Source organism: Neobacillus drentensis NBRC 102427 (assembly GCF_001591445.1).
GTDB classification, from domain to species: domain Bacteria; phylum Bacillota; class Bacilli; order Bacillales; family Cytobacillaceae; genus Neobacillus; species Neobacillus drentensis.
In genome coordinates this window covers 1-16,225 of record NZ_BCUX01000038.1, presented here as the reverse complement: position 1 = coordinate 16,225, position 16,225 = coordinate 1, and the positions used below count along the sequence as shown (strand labels likewise).

The 16,225-nt window shown below is 40.6% G+C and carries 20 protein-coding genes; 12 read left to right on the top strand and 8 right to left on the bottom strand.

From position 1 onward, the window contains the following. Nucleotides 1-63: 63 nt before the first annotated feature. Nucleotides 64-930, bottom strand: a complete 867-nt coding sequence (locus tag BDR01S_RS17445) for an ABC transporter substrate-binding protein (RefSeq protein WP_066258657.1) — start codon at nucleotides 928-930, stop codon at nucleotides 64-66. Continuing rightward, nucleotides 924-1,874, bottom strand: a complete 951-nt coding sequence (locus tag BDR01S_RS17440) for a helix-turn-helix transcriptional regulator (protein WP_066258656.1) — start codon at nucleotides 1,872-1,874, stop codon at nucleotides 924-926. Before BDR01S_RS17440 ends, BDR01S_RS17445 begins: the two co-directional genes overlap by 7 nt. A gap of 239 nt (nucleotides 1,875-2,113) precedes the next feature. Between BDR01S_RS17440 and BDR01S_RS17435 the strand changes: the two genes are divergently transcribed. Further along, the gene (locus tag BDR01S_RS17435) at nucleotides 2,114-2,776 is read left to right on the top strand and encodes an FMN-dependent NADH-azoreductase (RefSeq protein ID WP_066258654.1); all 663 of its coding nucleotides are present in this window, start codon (nucleotides 2,114-2,116) and stop codon (nucleotides 2,774-2,776) included. A 48-nt stretch (nucleotides 2,777-2,824) separates the two neighbouring features. On the opposite strand, the gene BDR01S_RS17430 is transcribed toward BDR01S_RS17435, so the two are convergent. Further along, nucleotides 2,825-3,607 carry an undecaprenyl-diphosphate phosphatase gene (locus tag BDR01S_RS17430; RefSeq protein WP_066258652.1) on the bottom strand — a complete coding sequence of 261 codons (783 nt, stop codon included), beginning with the start codon at nucleotides 3,605-3,607 and terminating at the stop codon, nucleotides 2,825-2,827. Between the two features lie 204 nt (nucleotides 3,608-3,811). Here BDR01S_RS17430 and BDR01S_RS17425 point away from each other — a divergent pair, with 204 nt between their 5' ends. Then, the gene (locus tag BDR01S_RS17425; RefSeq protein WP_082797476.1) at nucleotides 3,812-4,576 is read left to right on the top strand and encodes a DUF4931 domain-containing protein; all 765 of its coding nucleotides are present in this window, start codon (nucleotides 3,812-3,814) and stop codon (nucleotides 4,574-4,576) included. Nucleotides 4,577-4,681: 105 nt separating this feature from the next. After that, nucleotides 4,682-5,851, top strand: a complete 1,170-nt coding sequence (locus BDR01S_RS17420) for an FtsW/RodA/SpoVE family cell cycle protein (RefSeq protein ID WP_066258650.1) — start codon at nucleotides 4,682-4,684, stop codon at nucleotides 5,849-5,851. Here BDR01S_RS17420 and BDR01S_RS17415 read toward each other — a convergent pair. After that, nucleotides 5,818-6,195, bottom strand: a complete 378-nt coding sequence (locus BDR01S_RS17415) for a hypothetical protein (protein WP_066258649.1) — start codon at nucleotides 6,193-6,195, stop codon at nucleotides 5,818-5,820. The genes BDR01S_RS17420 and BDR01S_RS17415 overlap by 34 nt on opposite strands. Before the next feature lie 136 nt (nucleotides 6,196-6,331). Here BDR01S_RS17415 and BDR01S_RS17410 point away from each other — a divergent pair, with 136 nt between their 5' ends. After that, nucleotides 6,332-6,583, top strand: a complete 252-nt coding sequence (locus tag BDR01S_RS17410; RefSeq protein ID WP_066258648.1) for a DUF2573 family protein — start codon at nucleotides 6,332-6,334, stop codon at nucleotides 6,581-6,583. Nucleotides 6,584-6,653: 70 nt separating this feature from the next. Here the strand turns inward: BDR01S_RS17410 and BDR01S_RS17405 are convergent, their stop codons facing one another. The 4 genes from BDR01S_RS17405 to BDR01S_RS24990 all read right to left on the bottom strand — a co-directional run bounded on the left by BDR01S_RS17405 (nucleotide 6,654) and on the right by BDR01S_RS24990 (nucleotide 8,243). Beyond that, the gene (locus BDR01S_RS17405; protein ID WP_066258646.1) at nucleotides 6,654-6,983 is read right to left on the bottom strand and encodes a DUF378 domain-containing protein; all 330 of its coding nucleotides are present in this window, start codon (nucleotides 6,981-6,983) and stop codon (nucleotides 6,654-6,656) included. 195 nt (nucleotides 6,984-7,178) lie between these two features. After that, nucleotides 7,179-7,514 carry a spore coat protein gene (locus BDR01S_RS17400; protein ID WP_066258644.1) on the bottom strand — a complete coding sequence of 112 codons (336 nt, stop codon included), beginning with the start codon at nucleotides 7,512-7,514 and terminating at the stop codon, nucleotides 7,179-7,181. A gap of 23 nt (nucleotides 7,515-7,537) precedes the next feature. Continuing rightward, complete coding sequence (locus BDR01S_RS17395) at nucleotides 7,538-7,831, bottom strand: hypothetical protein (RefSeq protein WP_066258642.1); 294 nt, start codon at nucleotides 7,829-7,831, stop codon at nucleotides 7,538-7,540. A 280-nt stretch (nucleotides 7,832-8,111) separates the two neighbouring features. Beyond that, nucleotides 8,112-8,243, bottom strand: a complete 132-nt coding sequence (locus tag BDR01S_RS24990; protein ID WP_082797475.1) for a YuzL family protein — start codon at nucleotides 8,241-8,243, stop codon at nucleotides 8,112-8,114. Between the two features lie 207 nt (nucleotides 8,244-8,450). Here BDR01S_RS24990 and BDR01S_RS17390 point away from each other — a divergent pair, with 207 nt between their 5' ends. The 8 genes from BDR01S_RS17390 to BDR01S_RS17355 all read left to right on the top strand — a co-directional run bounded on the left by BDR01S_RS17390 (nucleotide 8,451) and on the right by BDR01S_RS17355 (nucleotide 16,186). Then, a complete protein-coding gene (locus BDR01S_RS17390; RefSeq protein WP_268874697.1) occupies nucleotides 8,451-10,835 on the top strand; it encodes a 3-hydroxyacyl-CoA dehydrogenase/enoyl-CoA hydratase family protein in 2,385 nt (794 codons plus the stop codon). 115 nt (nucleotides 10,836-10,950) lie between these two features. Continuing rightward, nucleotides 10,951-12,126, top strand: coding sequence for an acetyl-CoA C-acetyltransferase (locus BDR01S_RS17385; RefSeq protein ID WP_066258638.1), 1,176 nt, complete (start codon nucleotides 10,951-10,953; stop codon nucleotides 12,124-12,126). 87 nt (nucleotides 12,127-12,213) lie between these two features. Beyond that, nucleotides 12,214-13,998: an acyl-CoA dehydrogenase FadE gene (locus tag BDR01S_RS17380; protein WP_066258637.1), complete on the top strand. Its 1,785-nt coding sequence runs from the start codon at nucleotides 12,214-12,216 to the stop codon at nucleotides 13,996-13,998. 192 nt (nucleotides 13,999-14,190) lie between these two features. Beyond that, nucleotides 14,191-14,547 carry an arsenate reductase family protein gene (locus BDR01S_RS17375; protein WP_066258634.1) on the top strand — a complete coding sequence of 119 codons (357 nt, stop codon included), beginning with the start codon at nucleotides 14,191-14,193 and terminating at the stop codon, nucleotides 14,545-14,547. A gap of 81 nt (nucleotides 14,548-14,628) precedes the next feature. Then, entirely contained in the window at nucleotides 14,629-15,012 is a 384-nt protein-coding gene (gene gcvH / locus BDR01S_RS17370) for a glycine cleavage system protein GcvH (RefSeq protein ID WP_066258632.1), read from the top strand. Between the two features lie 107 nt (nucleotides 15,013-15,119). Further along, nucleotides 15,120-15,359 (top strand): YusG family protein, encoded by a 240-nt coding sequence (locus BDR01S_RS17365; RefSeq protein ID WP_066258630.1) that lies wholly within the window; start codon nucleotides 15,120-15,122, stop codon nucleotides 15,357-15,359. A 154-nt stretch (nucleotides 15,360-15,513) separates the two neighbouring features. Further along, complete coding sequence (locus BDR01S_RS17360) at nucleotides 15,514-15,870, top strand: toprim domain-containing protein (RefSeq protein WP_066258628.1); 357 nt, start codon at nucleotides 15,514-15,516, stop codon at nucleotides 15,868-15,870. 7 nt (nucleotides 15,871-15,877) lie between these two features. Next, on the top strand, nucleotides 15,878-16,186 hold the full coding sequence (locus BDR01S_RS17355) for a thioredoxin family protein (protein ID WP_066258624.1): 309 nt from the start codon (nucleotides 15,878-15,880) through the stop codon (nucleotides 16,184-16,186). Nucleotides 16,187-16,225 lie beyond the last annotated feature (39 nt).

Below are 16,225 nucleotides of genomic sequence, written 5' to 3'. Positions count from 1 at the left end.
GCCTCCAGGATTATCTATAGATGTATAAACAGAAGGACCCTTCGAAAAGGGCCTCCTGGTCAATTATTCTGTATATTTTTTGAATAATGATTGACCATATTCTTTCTTACCGAATTGTTCAATCACATCTTGTGTTTTTGGATCTACCATAAATTCTACAAATTTTTCAGCATCTTTGCTATTAATTTTATCATGTTTTTCAGGATTTACTTGCATCACATGGTAAATGTTCATTAAATCTTTGCCGCCTTCAACGACGATTTGAAGGGTGTTTAAGTTTTTCTCTTGGGCCAGCCATGTAGCACGGTCCGTTAAGACGTAACCCTTTTTCTCAGCAGCCACTTGCAAGGTTTGACCCATGCCTTGTCCTGTTGAAACGTACCATTCACCTGCTGGTTTAATGTTATCCATTTCCCAGATTCCAAGTTCTTTTTTATGTGTACCTGAATCGTCCCCACGAGAAACGAAAGTAGCTTTTGAATCGGCTAATTTTTTGAAAGCAGCCATAATGTCATCGCCGCTAACTCCAGCTGGGTTTTCCTTTGGTCCAACTAATATAAAATCATTGTACATTACGCGTTTGTAGTTAATTCCATCACCGGCATCAACCACTGCTTTTTCAGCTGCCGGAGCATGAACTAGAAGGGCATCTGCTTCACCTTTTGTACCCATTTCTAATGCTTGGCCGGTACCTACAGCAATCGTTTTTACTTTGACGTTATTTTCTTTTTCAAACATTGGGATAATAACATCTAATAAGCCGCTGTCCTGTGTACTAGTTGTTGTTGCTAGAATCATTTCAGTTGGTGCTGCTTTAGGTTCTTCTTTTTTCACTTTTTCTGCTGAATCTTTTGTGCCTGCATTTCCGCACGCTGCTAAAACTAACAGCATCATTGCGAATAGAAATGCTAAATAACGATTTTTTAACATGTTGTTGTTTCCTCCGTTTGACTAGTTTGATAGGTGATTTTACCTAATTCTGAAATATCATATCCTTCTAGATCCGTTAAACTGTCTTTGAAACTAGCAGATTGTAAAAACTGAATTAGGTCGGTTAAGCTTTGTTTATTTTCAGCGGTAAAGCGGAAAACCAGGTCGAAATTTTCTTTAGCTACGGGTATGAAGTCCAGTCCTAAATGGCTTGCTGCCGACTGAATTCCGAAGGTAACATCTGCCATGCCCCTGCTAATATAAGAGGCAGCTGATAAATGGTTCCATTCTTCATTGCTATATCCAGCTATTTTATTAGGTTCGATTCCATTAATGGATAACTTGGAATCGAGCAGAAATCTTGTGCCCGCGCCCTTTTGGCGATTAACAAATTGAACATCGTGTCGTGTCAGGTCAGCAAAATCATGAATGTTTTTCGGATTACCCTCCGCGACAATAAAGCCTTGTTGTCTAGCTGCTAATCTAAGTACCAGAATGGATTCATAGACAAAGAGTTGACGAATGAATGGCAGGTTATATTCCTGCGATGTCGGATCTAATAGATGAATGGCCGCAATATCGCATTGTCCCCGGTAAAGCATCATTAACCCTTCAAGACTGCCTATGTAGGAAGGATGGATTTGTAAGTTTAGGGCTCGTCCCGCTTCTTTTGTGAAATGTTCAACTAGAAAATCATGACTGCCCGATAGTTGAATCAATTTGGCAGGGTTGCTAGAATTCCCTGTTGGTTCATTGGGGCTTTTTTTAGTAGCAGGAGCCCTGGTATTCTCTTTATATCTTTCCAGCTCTGCATGTTCAATTCTCATTTTATTGCCGATTTTAAAGGCCTGCAGTTCACCTCTTTTAATCAGTTCATAAACGGTATGTTTTGAAATTTGAAAGATTTGAGCCACTTCATCGGGTGTGTACGCCTTCTCATCCATAAGTCACCCTCCTTTTTCCTATAACTACATTATCAAAAGAATAGCATACTAAATGTTATATTTGTTAAGTCTTGTTGAGTTTCGTTAAGTTTTGTTTAGAATTGTCATGAATTGTTCAAGAACGAAAGTAGTTTTCACAGTTTTTTCACAAACTTCACGGATTGTTCATTCATGAGCATAGAGATATATTGTACTATTAGGAGAGATTATTAAATTTGCGTAAAAGGGAAGGGATGTAAATGTCAAAGCTTCTATATATAACAGCAAATCCCAAAAATGATATTAGTCGTTCAAAAGGGCTGCAAATTGGGGAAGCATTTTTAGAAGAGTTTAAAAATGTTCAGCCTGATTTGGAGATTGAGCATATGCACCTATATAGCATGGATATCCCTGAGATAGACATGGATTTATTATATGCACGTGCTAAATTATCATTTATGGGCTATACAAAAGAGCAGCTTTCCGAGGATGAGCGGACGAAATTAGAAAAAATGCATGCGCTCGCTGACCGTTTTATTGATGCAGATTACTATGTGTTTGTTACCCCAATCTGGAACCTTGGCGCTCCAGCCATTTTAAAATCCTTCATGGATTGTTTATTTATTGCGGGAAAAACCTTTACCTATTCTGAACACGGTGCTGAGGGACTTCTTACTGGAAGAAAGGCCATTCACATTCAAACGCGCGGAGGTATTTATTCCACTGGAAGAATGGTCGATTTTGAAATGGGGGACCGTTATTTGAGCAAAGCGCTTGAATTCCTCGGTTTTGATTTAATGGAGACCGTCTATGCAGAAGGAATGGATCATTTTCCAAAACAGATTCCTGAAATTATGGACAAAGCGAAGAAACAAGCTGCAGAAGCGGCGAGAGAAATGGCGAAAGAGACAGTGACCCTCTAAATATAATAAAGGCGCGGTATCGATGAACTCGAACCGCGCCTTGCTTTTTTAAAATTTACCTGTGAATTGGAAAAATAACACCAGTAAACCTAATGCCCACACATAAATGGCAAATGGTTTTAATGAATGATTTTTCAAATAGCCAATCATCCATTTAACGGCAACATACCCGAAGATGGCAGATGCGACAATCCCAACGAGCAACGCCGACAAGGAGATTTCTTCGCCTTGCCCACCGAGTAGATCCTTCGTTTGCAGGACAATCGCGCCGGCAATCGCTGGTGTGGACAATAAGAAGGAAAAGTAAGCAGCTGTTTCACGGTCTAATTTCCGCCAAAGTGCCGCAACAATCGTCATCCCTGAACGAGAAATCGCTGGCATAATCGCAACTGCCTGAAAGGTGCCAATGATGAGGGCATCTTTATAGCTGATATCATCCATCTTTTTATAACCATTTTTTGCGGAATCAGCAAGCCACAAGAAAATCCCCGTAATTAAAAACTCCCAGCCAATCGTCACGCCCGTCTTCGAAATTTCATCAATATAATCCTTAAACGCCAGACCAAAGATTACGGCGGGAATCGTCCCAACAATCAACAAAAAGGTCAATTTACTAAACGGGTTTTTGATAATTTTTATAAATTCATCCTTATAAAAAACAAACACAGCCAATAACGTACCGACATGAAGCATGGTATCAAGCAAGAGCCCAGCTTCCTGCAAGCCAAATAAATTTCTGCCTAAATAAAGATGGCCTGTACTGCTGATTGGCAAGAATTCAGTCAGGCCCTGAATAATCCCCAGAATTAATGCTTCTAATTTTGTTAACATAATTACCCTCACATTCTAAAGAAATGATTAGCCTGTACATTTAAAAGATATGCTAAAATTACCTATTTAATGAAATTCTATTCTATTTTAGGATTTCTTTACCAGTTAGGCAATCAAAATATCGCATCTCTAAACAAAATAAGTGCAATTGGAGGGCAATCTCCCATAAAATAGAAGTATACTCGTTCGAGAGGAGAAACGCATTTGGAAACTTCACATCTACATTTTAATACGTCGATCGGTGTTATGAAGCCTGAAAATATTCGAAATAAAGACCAAGCCTGTCCATTTTGCGAAAGAGACCAACTTACTAATCTCATCGCTGTAGACCAACCAATTATTCTTTTGAAAAATAAATATCCCGTATTAGAAAATACCTATCAAACGGTATTAATTGAAACGGATGACTGTCACGGTGAATTATCCACCTACTCAAAAGAGCATCTACATAAATTGATGCAGTTTGGAATCAAACACTGGCTAGCGATGGAGGCAACCGGCCGCTATCAATCGGTGATTTTTTTCAAAAATCATGGACCCTTATCGGGAGGAACGCTCTCCCATCCCCATATGCAAATTGTCGGCTTGGAGCATATTGACTATAAAGAAAAAGTAACCCATGAGATGTTTGAAGGGATTAAGATTGCTGAATCCGCGGAAGCTAGGTTTACATTATCGACAAAGCCGCGTGTTGGTTTTTATGAGTTTAATATTGAAATGGATGATTCAGGTTATCAGGAAAGGTTTTCGGAGTATTTGCAAATGGCTGTGCATTATATTTTGAACCATTTTCCATTCAAAGCAACGAGCTATAATCTGTTTTTTCATCATATCGATCATAAAATCTATGCAAAGGTTGTTTCGCGCTTTGTTACTACTCCGCTTTATATTGGATACGGCATCCCGCAGGTGCCGAATAATTTGGAATGGATGGCAGGGGAATTGCGACGGATTTACTTTATGGAATAGGACTTTCTTATGTAAATTAACCCATTAACGGTTTAGAAGTTGTGATTTGTTGATAATAAAAATATAATGAAGGAATGTGGTATTTCTTTGTAAGGTGGAACCTATATGACTTCAAATACGAATAAAACTTCAAAACTTGATTACAATCTTGTTTTTATATTGATATTACTATTTCTAGCAAGCTGTTTAGCGATTTATAGTGCGCAGGCGAGCGGGCAATACAAGGAGAATTTCTTAATTAAGCAGATTTTCTGGTATGCGGTTGGCGGTGGAATTATTGCAGTAGTTATGACGCTCGACTCCGACCAAATACGAAAGCTGACTTGGTATGCTTATGGATTTGGAATCCTGATGCTCGGCTTTTTGATTGTTGCACCTGATAGTATCGCACCTGTTATCAATGGAGCGAAAAACTGGTTTAAAATCCCCGGTGTGGGTACAATTCAGCCGTCTGAGTTTGTTAAAATCTTCATTATTGTTGCGCTTGCTCGCTTGATAGAGGATCATCATAATAAGCATCAGATAAAAACGATCCAAACTGATTTCTGGCTGCTAGTTAAGATGGGGGCCGTCACAATGGGGCCATTAGGTCTTATCATCAAGCAGGACTTAGGTACAGCGCTCGTGTTTCTGGCGATTTTAATCGGAATGATATTTATATCGGGAATTTCATGGAAGCTGCTGGCACCATTGTTTACATTTGGAATTGCGTTAATCGGAACGATTTTTTATTTTGTTTTATGGAAACCAGAATTACTTGCGAAGTACCTTGGGGTAGGGGAGTATCAACTCCGTCGGATTTATTCATGGCTCGATCCCTATAGTTACCAAGGCTCGGATGCGTATCAGTTGACCAAATCGTTGCTTGCGATTGGATCCGGGCAAACGGGTGGTAAGGGATTTGGTAACCGTGAAGTCTATTTGCCAGAGAGTCAAACCGACTTTATCTTTAGCGTGGTAGGCGAAGAATATGGCTTTATTGGGGCAAGTGTGCTGATTAGTTTGTTTTTCTTGCTGGTTTACCATATTACAAAGGTCGGAATGGAAACAAAGAATAATTTTTATACGTATATTTGTGTCGGCGTCATCAGCATGATCACCTTCCACGTCTTCCAAAACATCGGGATGACAATAGGCGTTCTGCCGATTACAGGGATCCCACTGCCGTTTATCAGTTACGGCGGCAGCGCCTTGATGGGGAATATGCTCGGACTCGGCTTAATCTTTTCGATTCGTTATCATTATAAAAAGTACATGTTTTCAACATCCGCATAATATCGGTAGGAAAAGAGCGACGCGAGTTTTCGCTCTTTTTTTGTTGCAGCTGAAATAGGTGTTTGGCGGAATAAATCAAGAAATCGGGGGAATCCCGGTTCAGTTTGGCGGAATAAACTAGAAAGTTGGCGGAATCCAGCCAAGTTTGGAGCGCTAAATCTCATTTTAATGGGAGCCTGGTCTGGTTTGGCAGAATAAACTAGTAAATCGGCGGAATCCCGGTCTAGTTTGGCGGAATAAACTAGTAAATCGGCGGAATCCCGGTCCAGTTTGGCGGAATAAACTAAGAAGTCGGCGGAATCCCTCTGCTCAGATATATATACTAAACACTTTGCAAATAACATTACCGCTTATCTCACATCTGGAAAAAACAATCGGTATTTCGAAGTGTATTCTGTGGGATAATATTGCAGTCTACTTATTCCTGTTTATTCAAAACCTGCCTATATACCCAAATTATGAAGGACAGAAGGTGTCATGATGGAGAAAACATTTGCGAGGCAGTTCGAAGCTTTGCTTGAAAAATATAGTGAACTATTGGTTGGGGAAGCATCCGATGAAACGATGGAGAAGGTGAAGATGTGGGCGCTTTATACCCATATCGCCAAGTCCATGCCGGCATTGGCCAAGCATTGGAATGGGCTCTATCCAGATGCAAAGGAAGAAATGAAGCAGATTATTAATGAAGTTAAAGTGCTGAATGAACAGCATCGGAAAGATACGAAGGAATAAGCAATACATAGTTGAAAACATTTATAGAAAAGATATAGGCCATGCATGGGCACGGCCTATATCTCATCGATTACATTTTATCAGTTGGCTTGTCGTAGGATGATTGAGAGGAATCATTTAACTTTGAAAAGTCATTTTCTTCTGCAAATTCAGTCCCATAATTCAGGTTACCATAGCTTTGTCGATTAGTGGATTTTACATTCTCGTTTGTTGGCTGGAATAATAGTGGTAAGCAAGCAAGTCCGCTTATTCCAACAAGAGCATAAATGATTCTTGATATAGCTGACGTTTGGCCGCCAAAAATAGCTGCTACTAAATCAAATCTAAAAAAGCCAATTAATCCCCAGTTTACAGCCCCAATAATAACTAAAACCAAGGCAATCCGTTGTAAAGTTTTCATGATCTAAAACCCTCCAATTTTTTTCAATATCTAAATCTAAAAAGATTCCTAATTACTAAGAATCACATATATTTTATGTGGAAAATGTGCTCTTCATACAAAGGTAATAGTTACCATGAATTATCCAACACAACTAAGCAATAATCATCCAGATACATAAAAAGCCGGAAGCAGCAGATGCCTCCGGTTTTGCCGTTATTGAAGTGTGCCCCCGCTTGGAAGTTGGTTAGTATAACCTTGAAATTGCTGATAGGACTGCTGCAGCTTTTGCTGATCCGCCGCTTCGACGGCATACCAGCCCTTTTTAAACATCAAATCATAAAGTTCACGCTGACAGTTTTGTGTTTCCGAAAAGATTTTCATTATGTCCTGATACAATCCTTGGTGACTTGCTTCATGCAAGGCCATGCTGTACGAACTTGTCATATATTTTTCTGTTGCCAGTAAATCATTAATAAAATCACGGTCGTTCATTTGCGGAGTCTTTGGTACCTGGGTCTCAGGGTTTTGAATCTTCTGCTGTTGGTTCATAGATAAGCATCCTCCTTTATGGTTTATTGCATATTATTTAAGGGCTGCTGCTGGTTAGCATGCTGACCTAGGTGACCTAGGATCTGTTGATAGTGTTGCTGATGCATTTGGGCAACTTTTTCGGCTTCCGCTTTTATTTCTGGGTCCTGACACTGCCCGGCAAAAAAGTGTGCTTTCTTAGCAGACAGCAGGTTCCATGACATCATATCTGTTAAGTAAAGGGCATCCTTTGTTGATACGACTCCGGGAGGTTGTTGCATGGTTGTTTGTTGATTTTGCATGTTCATATTGGGCATATTCATATTTTGTTGCTGCATAATAACCCTCCTAATTCAATGTGATCTTTACTACATTATGGTCTCTCAAATAGGAACTTTTATGCAAAAAGAGAAACAGGCCGATGTGCTCAGCCTGTAATATTCTTTACGAGTAAGTATAAGTTTTGAACCTAGATTACTGTCTGGCTCCAGCGCCCAGTGGACTTCGCCCTTTTCCCTACGATAAGTCAACATCGAATCGCTAGCGCTCTCCGTGTTTCCTTTATCTCAGTCAAAGTGCTCCAGTCCATACGCCGCTAAACGGGCGCTTCCGCTTTTCTTATCTTTTAAATTGATTATTCTGGCTGTTTTTTTTGTCAACGTGAGCTTCCTCATTTCCCGGCCCGCCATTGCCCTTCACACTTGCCGCACTAACGCCCGCTTTGGAAGGTTCCTTTTTCATTTTCGCCATTGTTATCACCTCAAGAAATAGGATGCCCTTTTATAGATATTTATTTAAAAATTTATTTTTGAAAAAAGTTTAAAAATTCCGTGTTTAATGATTGCACAAATTTTCTAAATATTCTATAGTAGTTAGTAACGAGACTCATTCAATTGTGAATTTTTTTTGACTAAAAAATGAATGAGTATTCATTCAAATTCGAAGGGGGAGACAATGTTGAACCAATTAATTAAAAAAGCAGCTGTCCTAGGATCCGGAGTTATGGGGTCAGGAATCGCTGCCCACCTAGCAAATATCGGCATCCCAACACTATTATTGGATATTGTGCCACGAGAACTAACAAAAGAAGAAGAAGCAAAAGGTCTGACATTACAAGATAAGCAAGTTCGTAACCGCATGAGTGCAACGTCCATTCAAAAATTATTAAAGCAAAAACCAGCCCCACTCGCAGTGAAAAAGAATTTAGCGTTGATTGAAGCTGGCAACCTGGAAGACGATTTAGTCAAACTGAAAGACGTAGACTGGGTTATTGAAGTGGTCGTTGAGAACCTCAATGTCAAGAAACAGGTGTTTGAAAAGGTAGATCAACACCGTAAACCAGGCAGCATTATCAGTTCCAATACATCAGGAATCTCAGTTGAAGCAATGGTCGAAGGGCGTTCTGAAGATTTCCAAAAGCATTTCCTTGGCACACACTTCTTTAACCCTCCGCGCTATCTGAAATTACTTGAAGTGATTCCTACTCAATATACGGCGCCAGAAGTACTCTCATTCATGAAAACTTTCGGTGAGGATGTGTTAGGAAAAGGAGTAGTGGTTGCGAAGGATACACCAAACTTTATCGCAAACCGGATTGGAACTTACGGTCTCCTTGTTACTGTTCAGGAAATGCTGAAGGCAGGCTTAAGTGTCGGTGAAGTTGACTCGATTACCGGACCGTTAATCGGCCGTGCAAAAAGTGCAACCTTCCGTACCCTTGACGTGGTTGGATTGGATACCTTCTATCATGTCGCTAATAACGTCTATGAAAAAGTTGAAGGCAAAGAAAAGGAAGTATTCGAAATCCCTGCCTTTTTGAAAGCAATGGTTGAAAAAGGCTGGCTTGGCAGTAAATCAGGTCAGGGCTTCTTTTTGAAAAAAGGGAAAGAAATTCTTGAACTTGATCCTGTGACATTAGAATATGGTCCTCGTAAAAAGCTGTCCACACCTGCGGTCGAACTTAGCAAACAGGAAAAAGGCACCGCCAATAAATTGAAAGCGCTTGTATACGCCGATGACAAGGCTGGGCAATTCTTATGGAATACGATGGCAAAGTCGCTGGTCTACTCTGCCCAGCTATTAGGCGAGATTGCTGATGATATTGTATCTATCGACCGTGCGATGAAATGGGGCTTTGGCTGGGAAACAGGCCCATTCGAAACATGGGATGCGATCGGCGTTGAAAAGTCCGTTGCGAAAATGAAGGAAGCTGGCCTTGAAGTCCCAGCATGGATTACAGAAATGCTCGAAAAAGGACATTCCTCTTTTTATTTAGAAGAAAATGGCGAGCTGTTTTTCTATGATAACGGCCAATATCGATTGGTTGAATTCAATCCGAAGGCGCTCGATCTTAAAAAAATTAAGGACCAAAAAGGTGTTATTAAAAAGAATAGCGGGGCAAGTCTGATTGATATCGGTGATGGCGTGGCACTGCTAGAATTCCATTCACCGAACAATGCAATTGGTCTTGATATCGTTCAAATGATTAACTATGCCGTTGAAGAAGTGGAAAAGAACTATAAGGGGCTTGTCATCGGCAACCAAGGAAAGAATTTCTGTGTCGGAGCCAACCTGGCGATGATGTTAATGGAAGTTCAGGATGACAATATTTATGAACTGGATATGATTGTCCGCCACCTTCATAGTGCGCTGTTGAAAGTGAAATATAGTCCTAAGCCAGTTGTCGCTGCTCCGTTTGGGATGACACTTGGCGGCGGTGCTGAAGTTTGTCTGCCTGCTGCACACATTCAAGCATCAGCTGAAACGTATATGGGTCTAGTCGAAGTGGGTGTCGGTTTACTGCCAGGCGGAGGCGGAAACAAAGAGCTTTATATGAAGCACTTAGAAAACCTTCCAAACGGGGTTCCGTTTGATCTGCAAACGATCGCTAATAAAGTGTTTGAAACGATTGCGACCGCAAAAGTTTCCACTTCTGCAGAAGAAGCACGTGAAAATAATTTCCTAAGTAAGTCTGATGGAATCAGCTTCAATAACGACCATCTGCTTTATGATGCAAAGCAGGCTGTCCTCGCTTTACATGAAAAAGGCTATAAAGCAAAAGTTCGCCGTAAAGTTCCAGTCGTCGGTGAAACAGGTTATGCGACATTGTTACTAGGTGCTGAAGCGATGCGTTTATCTGGCTATATCTCAGAGCATGATTTAAAAATTGCGAAGAAAATTGCCTATGTCATCGCCGGCGGTAAGGTGCCGTTTGGTACAGAAGTAGATGAGCAATATTTATTGGATCTTGAACGGCAAGCATTCTTAAGCCTCATTTCGGAGCCAAAATCCCAGCAGCGCATGCAGCATATGCTTGTGAAGGGGAAACCGTTAAGAAACTAAAACAAGGATCAGACCCCTCTACTAAAAGGTTTTGCTAAAGATATTTTAGATCAAGGGGTCAGACCCCAGTATAAGAAAAATAGATAAATAATTTTTCAGAAAGCGAGGGAATTACATGAGAGAAGCGGTAATCGTGGCCGGAGCCAGGACCCCGGTAGGTAAAGCGAAGAAAGGTACGCTTGCCCATGTTCGCCCGGATGATTTGGGAGCATTGGTGGTAAGGGAAACATTAAAGCGTGCTGGAAATTATGAAGGAAATATAGATGATTTAATCATTGGCTGTGCGATGCCCGAGGCTGAGCAGGGCAACAATATGGCCCGCAATATTGGGGCATTAGCAGGACTTCCATATACAGTGCCCGCCATCACAGTCAACCGTTTCTGTTCTTCAGGATTACAGGCGATTGCTTATGCAGCCCAGGGAATTATGATTGGTCATACCGATACAGCAATCGCTGGCGGTGCCGAATCAATGAGTATGATTCCAATGATGGGGCATGTGGTCCGTCCAAATATCAAACTGGCAGAAACAGCCCCGCAATATTATATGGGCATGGGTCACACTGCCGAGCAAGTGGCCATTAAATATGGAATTTCCCGTGAGGACCAAGATGCCTTTGCAGTGAGGAGCCATCAGAAGGCAGCAAAAGCAATTGCTGAAGGAAAATTTGTTGATGAAATTGTTCCAGTCGATGTGACGATCAGGACGGTAGATAATGACAATAAGCTTGTTGAAAAAACGATACAATTTTCAATGGATGAAGGTGTTCGTCCAGATACAAACCTGCAAACCTTAGGTAAACTTCGCCCCGCATTCTCAGTGTCAGGCACCGTAACGGCGGGGAATGCCTCACAAACCAGCGACGGCGCAGCAGCCTTAATGGTGATGGACCGTGAAAAGGCAGAAGCACTTGGCCTTAAGCCGTTGGCAAAGTTCAGATCGTTTGCCGTTGGCGGTGTCCCGCCTGAAATTATGGGGGTCGGACCAGTTGTCGCGATTCCAAAAGCGGTCAAACTTGCTGGTCTAGAGCTTTCTGATATTAACCTGTTCGAATTGAATGAAGCTTTCGCGTCACAATCGCTGCAGGTTATCCGTGAACTTGGTCTAAACGAAGAAATCGTCAACGTAAATGGTGGCGCCATTGCCCTCGGACACCCGCTTGGATGTACAGGTGCAAAATTAACACTGACACTTATTCACGAATTAAAACGCCGCAACCAACAATTTGGAGTTGTGACCATGTGTATCGGCGGTGGCATGGGTGCAGCCGGAGTCTTCGAACTACTCTAAATCATTTTGAGCTGTACTTAGACATATACCTGTTACAAGGGGGCGGCTAGATGCCCCCATCTAATCAATGATTAGGAGGAATTAATAATGACAAACCAAACCGAAAAAGTCATTAAAGGCGGAAGCTTTTTAATTGAGGATATTTCCTATGAAAGACTGTTTACACCGGAGGATTTTACTGAAGAGCATTTGATGATTGCCAAAACAGCAGAAGACTTTGTGGAAAAAGAAGTGGTCCCGCAGCTGGAGCATTTAGAAAACCATGAGTTTGATCGGACGGTAAAGCTTCTTAAGAAAGCAGGCGAGCTTGGTCTTTTAGCAGTAGATGTACCTGAGGAATATGACGGCTTAGCCTTAGATAAAATCACTTCCTCCCTTCTGACCGAGAAAATGGCAGCTGGCGGCGGATTCTCCCTTTCGCATGGTGCTCACGTGGGTATCGGTTCCCTCCCCATCGTTTTATTCGGGAATGAAGACCAAAAACGCAGATATTTACCGGCCCTTGCATCAGGTGAAAAACTAGCTGCCTATGCCTTAACTGAACCAGGCTCAGGATCTGATGCCCTTGGCGCTAGAACAACTGCCAGATTAAATGCTGCAGGAACTCATTATATTTTAAACGGAGAAAAGCAATGGATTACCAATGCTGGTTTTGCAGATGTCTTTGTTGTGTATGCCAAGATTGATGGCGAGCAATTTACCGCATTCATCGTTGACAGGAACTTTCCTGGCGTTTCTACCGGCGCAGAAGAGAAGAAAATGGGAATAAAGAGCTCTTCCACTCGGACACTTATTTTAGAGGATGTTCCTGTTCCTGTTGGAAATTTATTGGGCGAAATTGGTAAAGGTCATGTCATTGCCTTTAACATCCTTAACATTGGGCGTTATAAGCTAGCGGTTGGAAGTGTCGGTGGTTCTAAAAAAGCTTTCGAAATAACAGTTAAATATGCAAATGGCCGTCAGCAATTCAAAACACCAATCTCACAATTTAATTTAACAAAAGAAAAATTCGGTACTCTTGCTTCTGAAATTTATGCGGCTGAAAGCTCGGTCTACCGTACGATTGGCCTATACGAAGATAACCAAGGAAAGCTGACAACAGAGCAAGAAAAGGACATTAAATTAGTGGCGAATTCGATTGCCGAATATGCGATTGAATGTTCACTTAATAAATTCTTCGCCAGTGAAGTATTAGCCCATGTAACAGATGAAGGTGTCCAAATTCATGGTGGATATGGCTTCATGCAGGAGTATCCAATTGAAAGAGCGTATCGTGATGCGCGGATTCAACGTATTTTTGAAGGAACGAATGAAATTAACCGCCTGCTGGTGCCAGGCACCTTATTGAAGAAAGCCTTCAAGGGTGAGCTTCCATTATTCCAAAAGGCGATGGCCTTGCAAGAGGAATTAATGATGTTAATGCCAGAAGAGCCTGGTGATGAGCCGCTTGCACAGGAAAAATATCTTGTCAGAAATGCGAAGAAAATTGCTCTATTATCCGCAGGATTAGCTGCCCAAAAATTTGGCAATGCGCTTGAAAAAGAGCAAGAAGTTTTAGCCAATATTGCCGATCTTATTTCAAACGTCTATGCAATGGAATCCGTTGTGTTACGTACGGAAAAAGCAATTGCAAAAACCGGTTTAGATAAAAACCAGCAAAAGCTTCTATATACACAGATCTACTGCCAAGAAGCCTTCAACGAACTTGAGGCGATTGCAAAAGAAACTTTAGTGTCGGTTGAACAGGGTGATACACTCCGAATGATGTTGTCTTCGCTTCGTAAATTTACCCGTCATACCCCAATTAATGTGATTGCGAAAAAACGTGAAGCCGCCGATGTTATTATCGACGCTGAACGCTATATTGTTTAATTAATAGTGCTCCCTTCCAACTCGGAAGGGAGTTTAAATTTTATATTAGAAAAGGAAGGAATTTTAAAAAATTAGTCGAATTTTATTATATTGAACATATTTTTTGCATTAGGATTTTAAAAAACGTTATGATAATATTCAAAGTGACGTAAGACAAGTCATTGATTTTTGCGGGAAAGGGCGGTGAAATTGATGTCTCTGACGTTTTACTGGTATCCGAAATGCGGCACATGTCGAAATGCGAAGAAGTGGCTGGATGCCCATCATCTTTCCTATGAAGAAGTACATATTGTTGAACATCCTCCAAGTCGTGAGGAGCTGCAGGATTTTTATCAAAAAAGTGGACTCGAATTAAAAAAATTCTTTAATACAAGCGGTATGAAATACCGTGAATTAGGTATAAAGGATAAAATGAAGTCTGCTACAGATGAAGAACTACTAGAGTTACTAGCTTCCGATGGCATGTTAATCAAACGTCCGATTTTAACGGATGGTGAGCGTGTCACTGTTGGCTTTAAAGAAGAAGAGTTTGAAAAAATGTGGCGTTAAGCCGCTTCTTCATCATTACTTATGGAAATCGATTTATTTCGATGATAGATTTTTTAAAAAAATAATGGAGGGATTTAGAAGATGAGTACACCAAAGGAATTACGTTATTCAGAAGAACATGAGTGGGTAAAGGTTGAAGGGGAAAAGGTGCGAGTGGGGATTACTGCTTTTGCACAACATGAATTAGGAGATATTGTTTTTGTTGAGCTTCCAGAAGTGGGCGATGAACTAAAAGCTGACGAACCATTTGGTAGTGTAGAATCAGTAAAAACTGTTTCTGAGCTTTATGCACCTGTCAGCGGTAAAGTTGTGGAAGTTAATGAAGACTTAAGTGACAGCCCTGAATTTGTCAACGAATCACCATACGAAAAAGCATGGATGATTGTTGTTGAATTAACTGACAGCAGCGAGCTTGATAAACTAATGACAGCTGAACAATATGAAGAAATGACAAAAGAAGACTAATGTATTCGGAAAGGCACCTAGTCAAGGTGCTTTTTCTCTTATTTTCCCACTTTTTCTTCTACTATTTTAGGGAAACTTATAATAAATATATTGAAGAGGGTGGGAGCATGACGTTAAAGCAGCAAAGAGTAGATGTAACAGATCGAGTCATTGGGAAAATGAAAAATGGAGAAATGGAACTGTTTCTTGATAATACGCCAATTGGAAAAATGAAACTCTCCGATCACATGCAAGTAGAATTAGAACATCATTTTGAAGTGGAGCAGCAAAAGATTTATCAACATGTTACAACAACGGAAGGTACAGATGCTAAATATACAGATTGTGATGATGGAGGCTGGTGTTAACGATGGTTAATTAGGTTTTCCTGCATAATGCGCAGGCAAATTCCTATTTTTAAAATGACAATAATGATAAAGTTAACATAGGCAGAAGAATGCACACGTAATCAATATTTTAGAATATGTTAACATAAACAACTTCTAATACAGGTGATGGATGATGAATGATTCGTATGTTGACAAAGTTCTTATTGTCGAAGGAAAATCAGATAAAAATAAAGTGAAAAGAATTGTTAAGGAACCAGTAGAAATTATTTGTACCAATGGTACGATCAGTATTACAAAATTAGATGAATTAATTGAATTTCTCGAGAATAAGGATGTCTATATTCTTGTCGATGCCGACTTCTCAGGAGAGAAACTCCGCAAACAGTTAAAACGAGAATTTCCACAAGCTGAACATTTATATATTGACCGGATGTATCGTGAGGTAGCAACTGCGCCAGTCCAACATTTGGCGACCGTTCTCATTGGAGCCAATATTGATGTTCATACCGAATTTTTAGAAATGGGTTAAAAGATATATGAACGAATGGAATCGAAATGAATTATCTGCCTTTCTTGAAAGGGAGGCGACTGGATTAGTCTATTTTTATACGCCCATGTGCGGGACGTGTCAGGTAGCCTCAAAAATGCTCCAGGTCATTGAGCAGCTGGTAGAACTTGAAATGGGCAAAATGAACTTAAACTTCTACCCTGACCTTGCTACTGAATTTGAAATTGAAAGTGTCCCCTGTCTACTATTTGTCGATGCTGGTAAGGTACGGGAGACACTCTATGCTTTCCAATCAGTTCCATTTTTGCTTGAAAAAATAAAACAGCATGTAACCTAAAGCAGATGCGCACTAGCATCTGTTTTTTTTTTTTTTTTT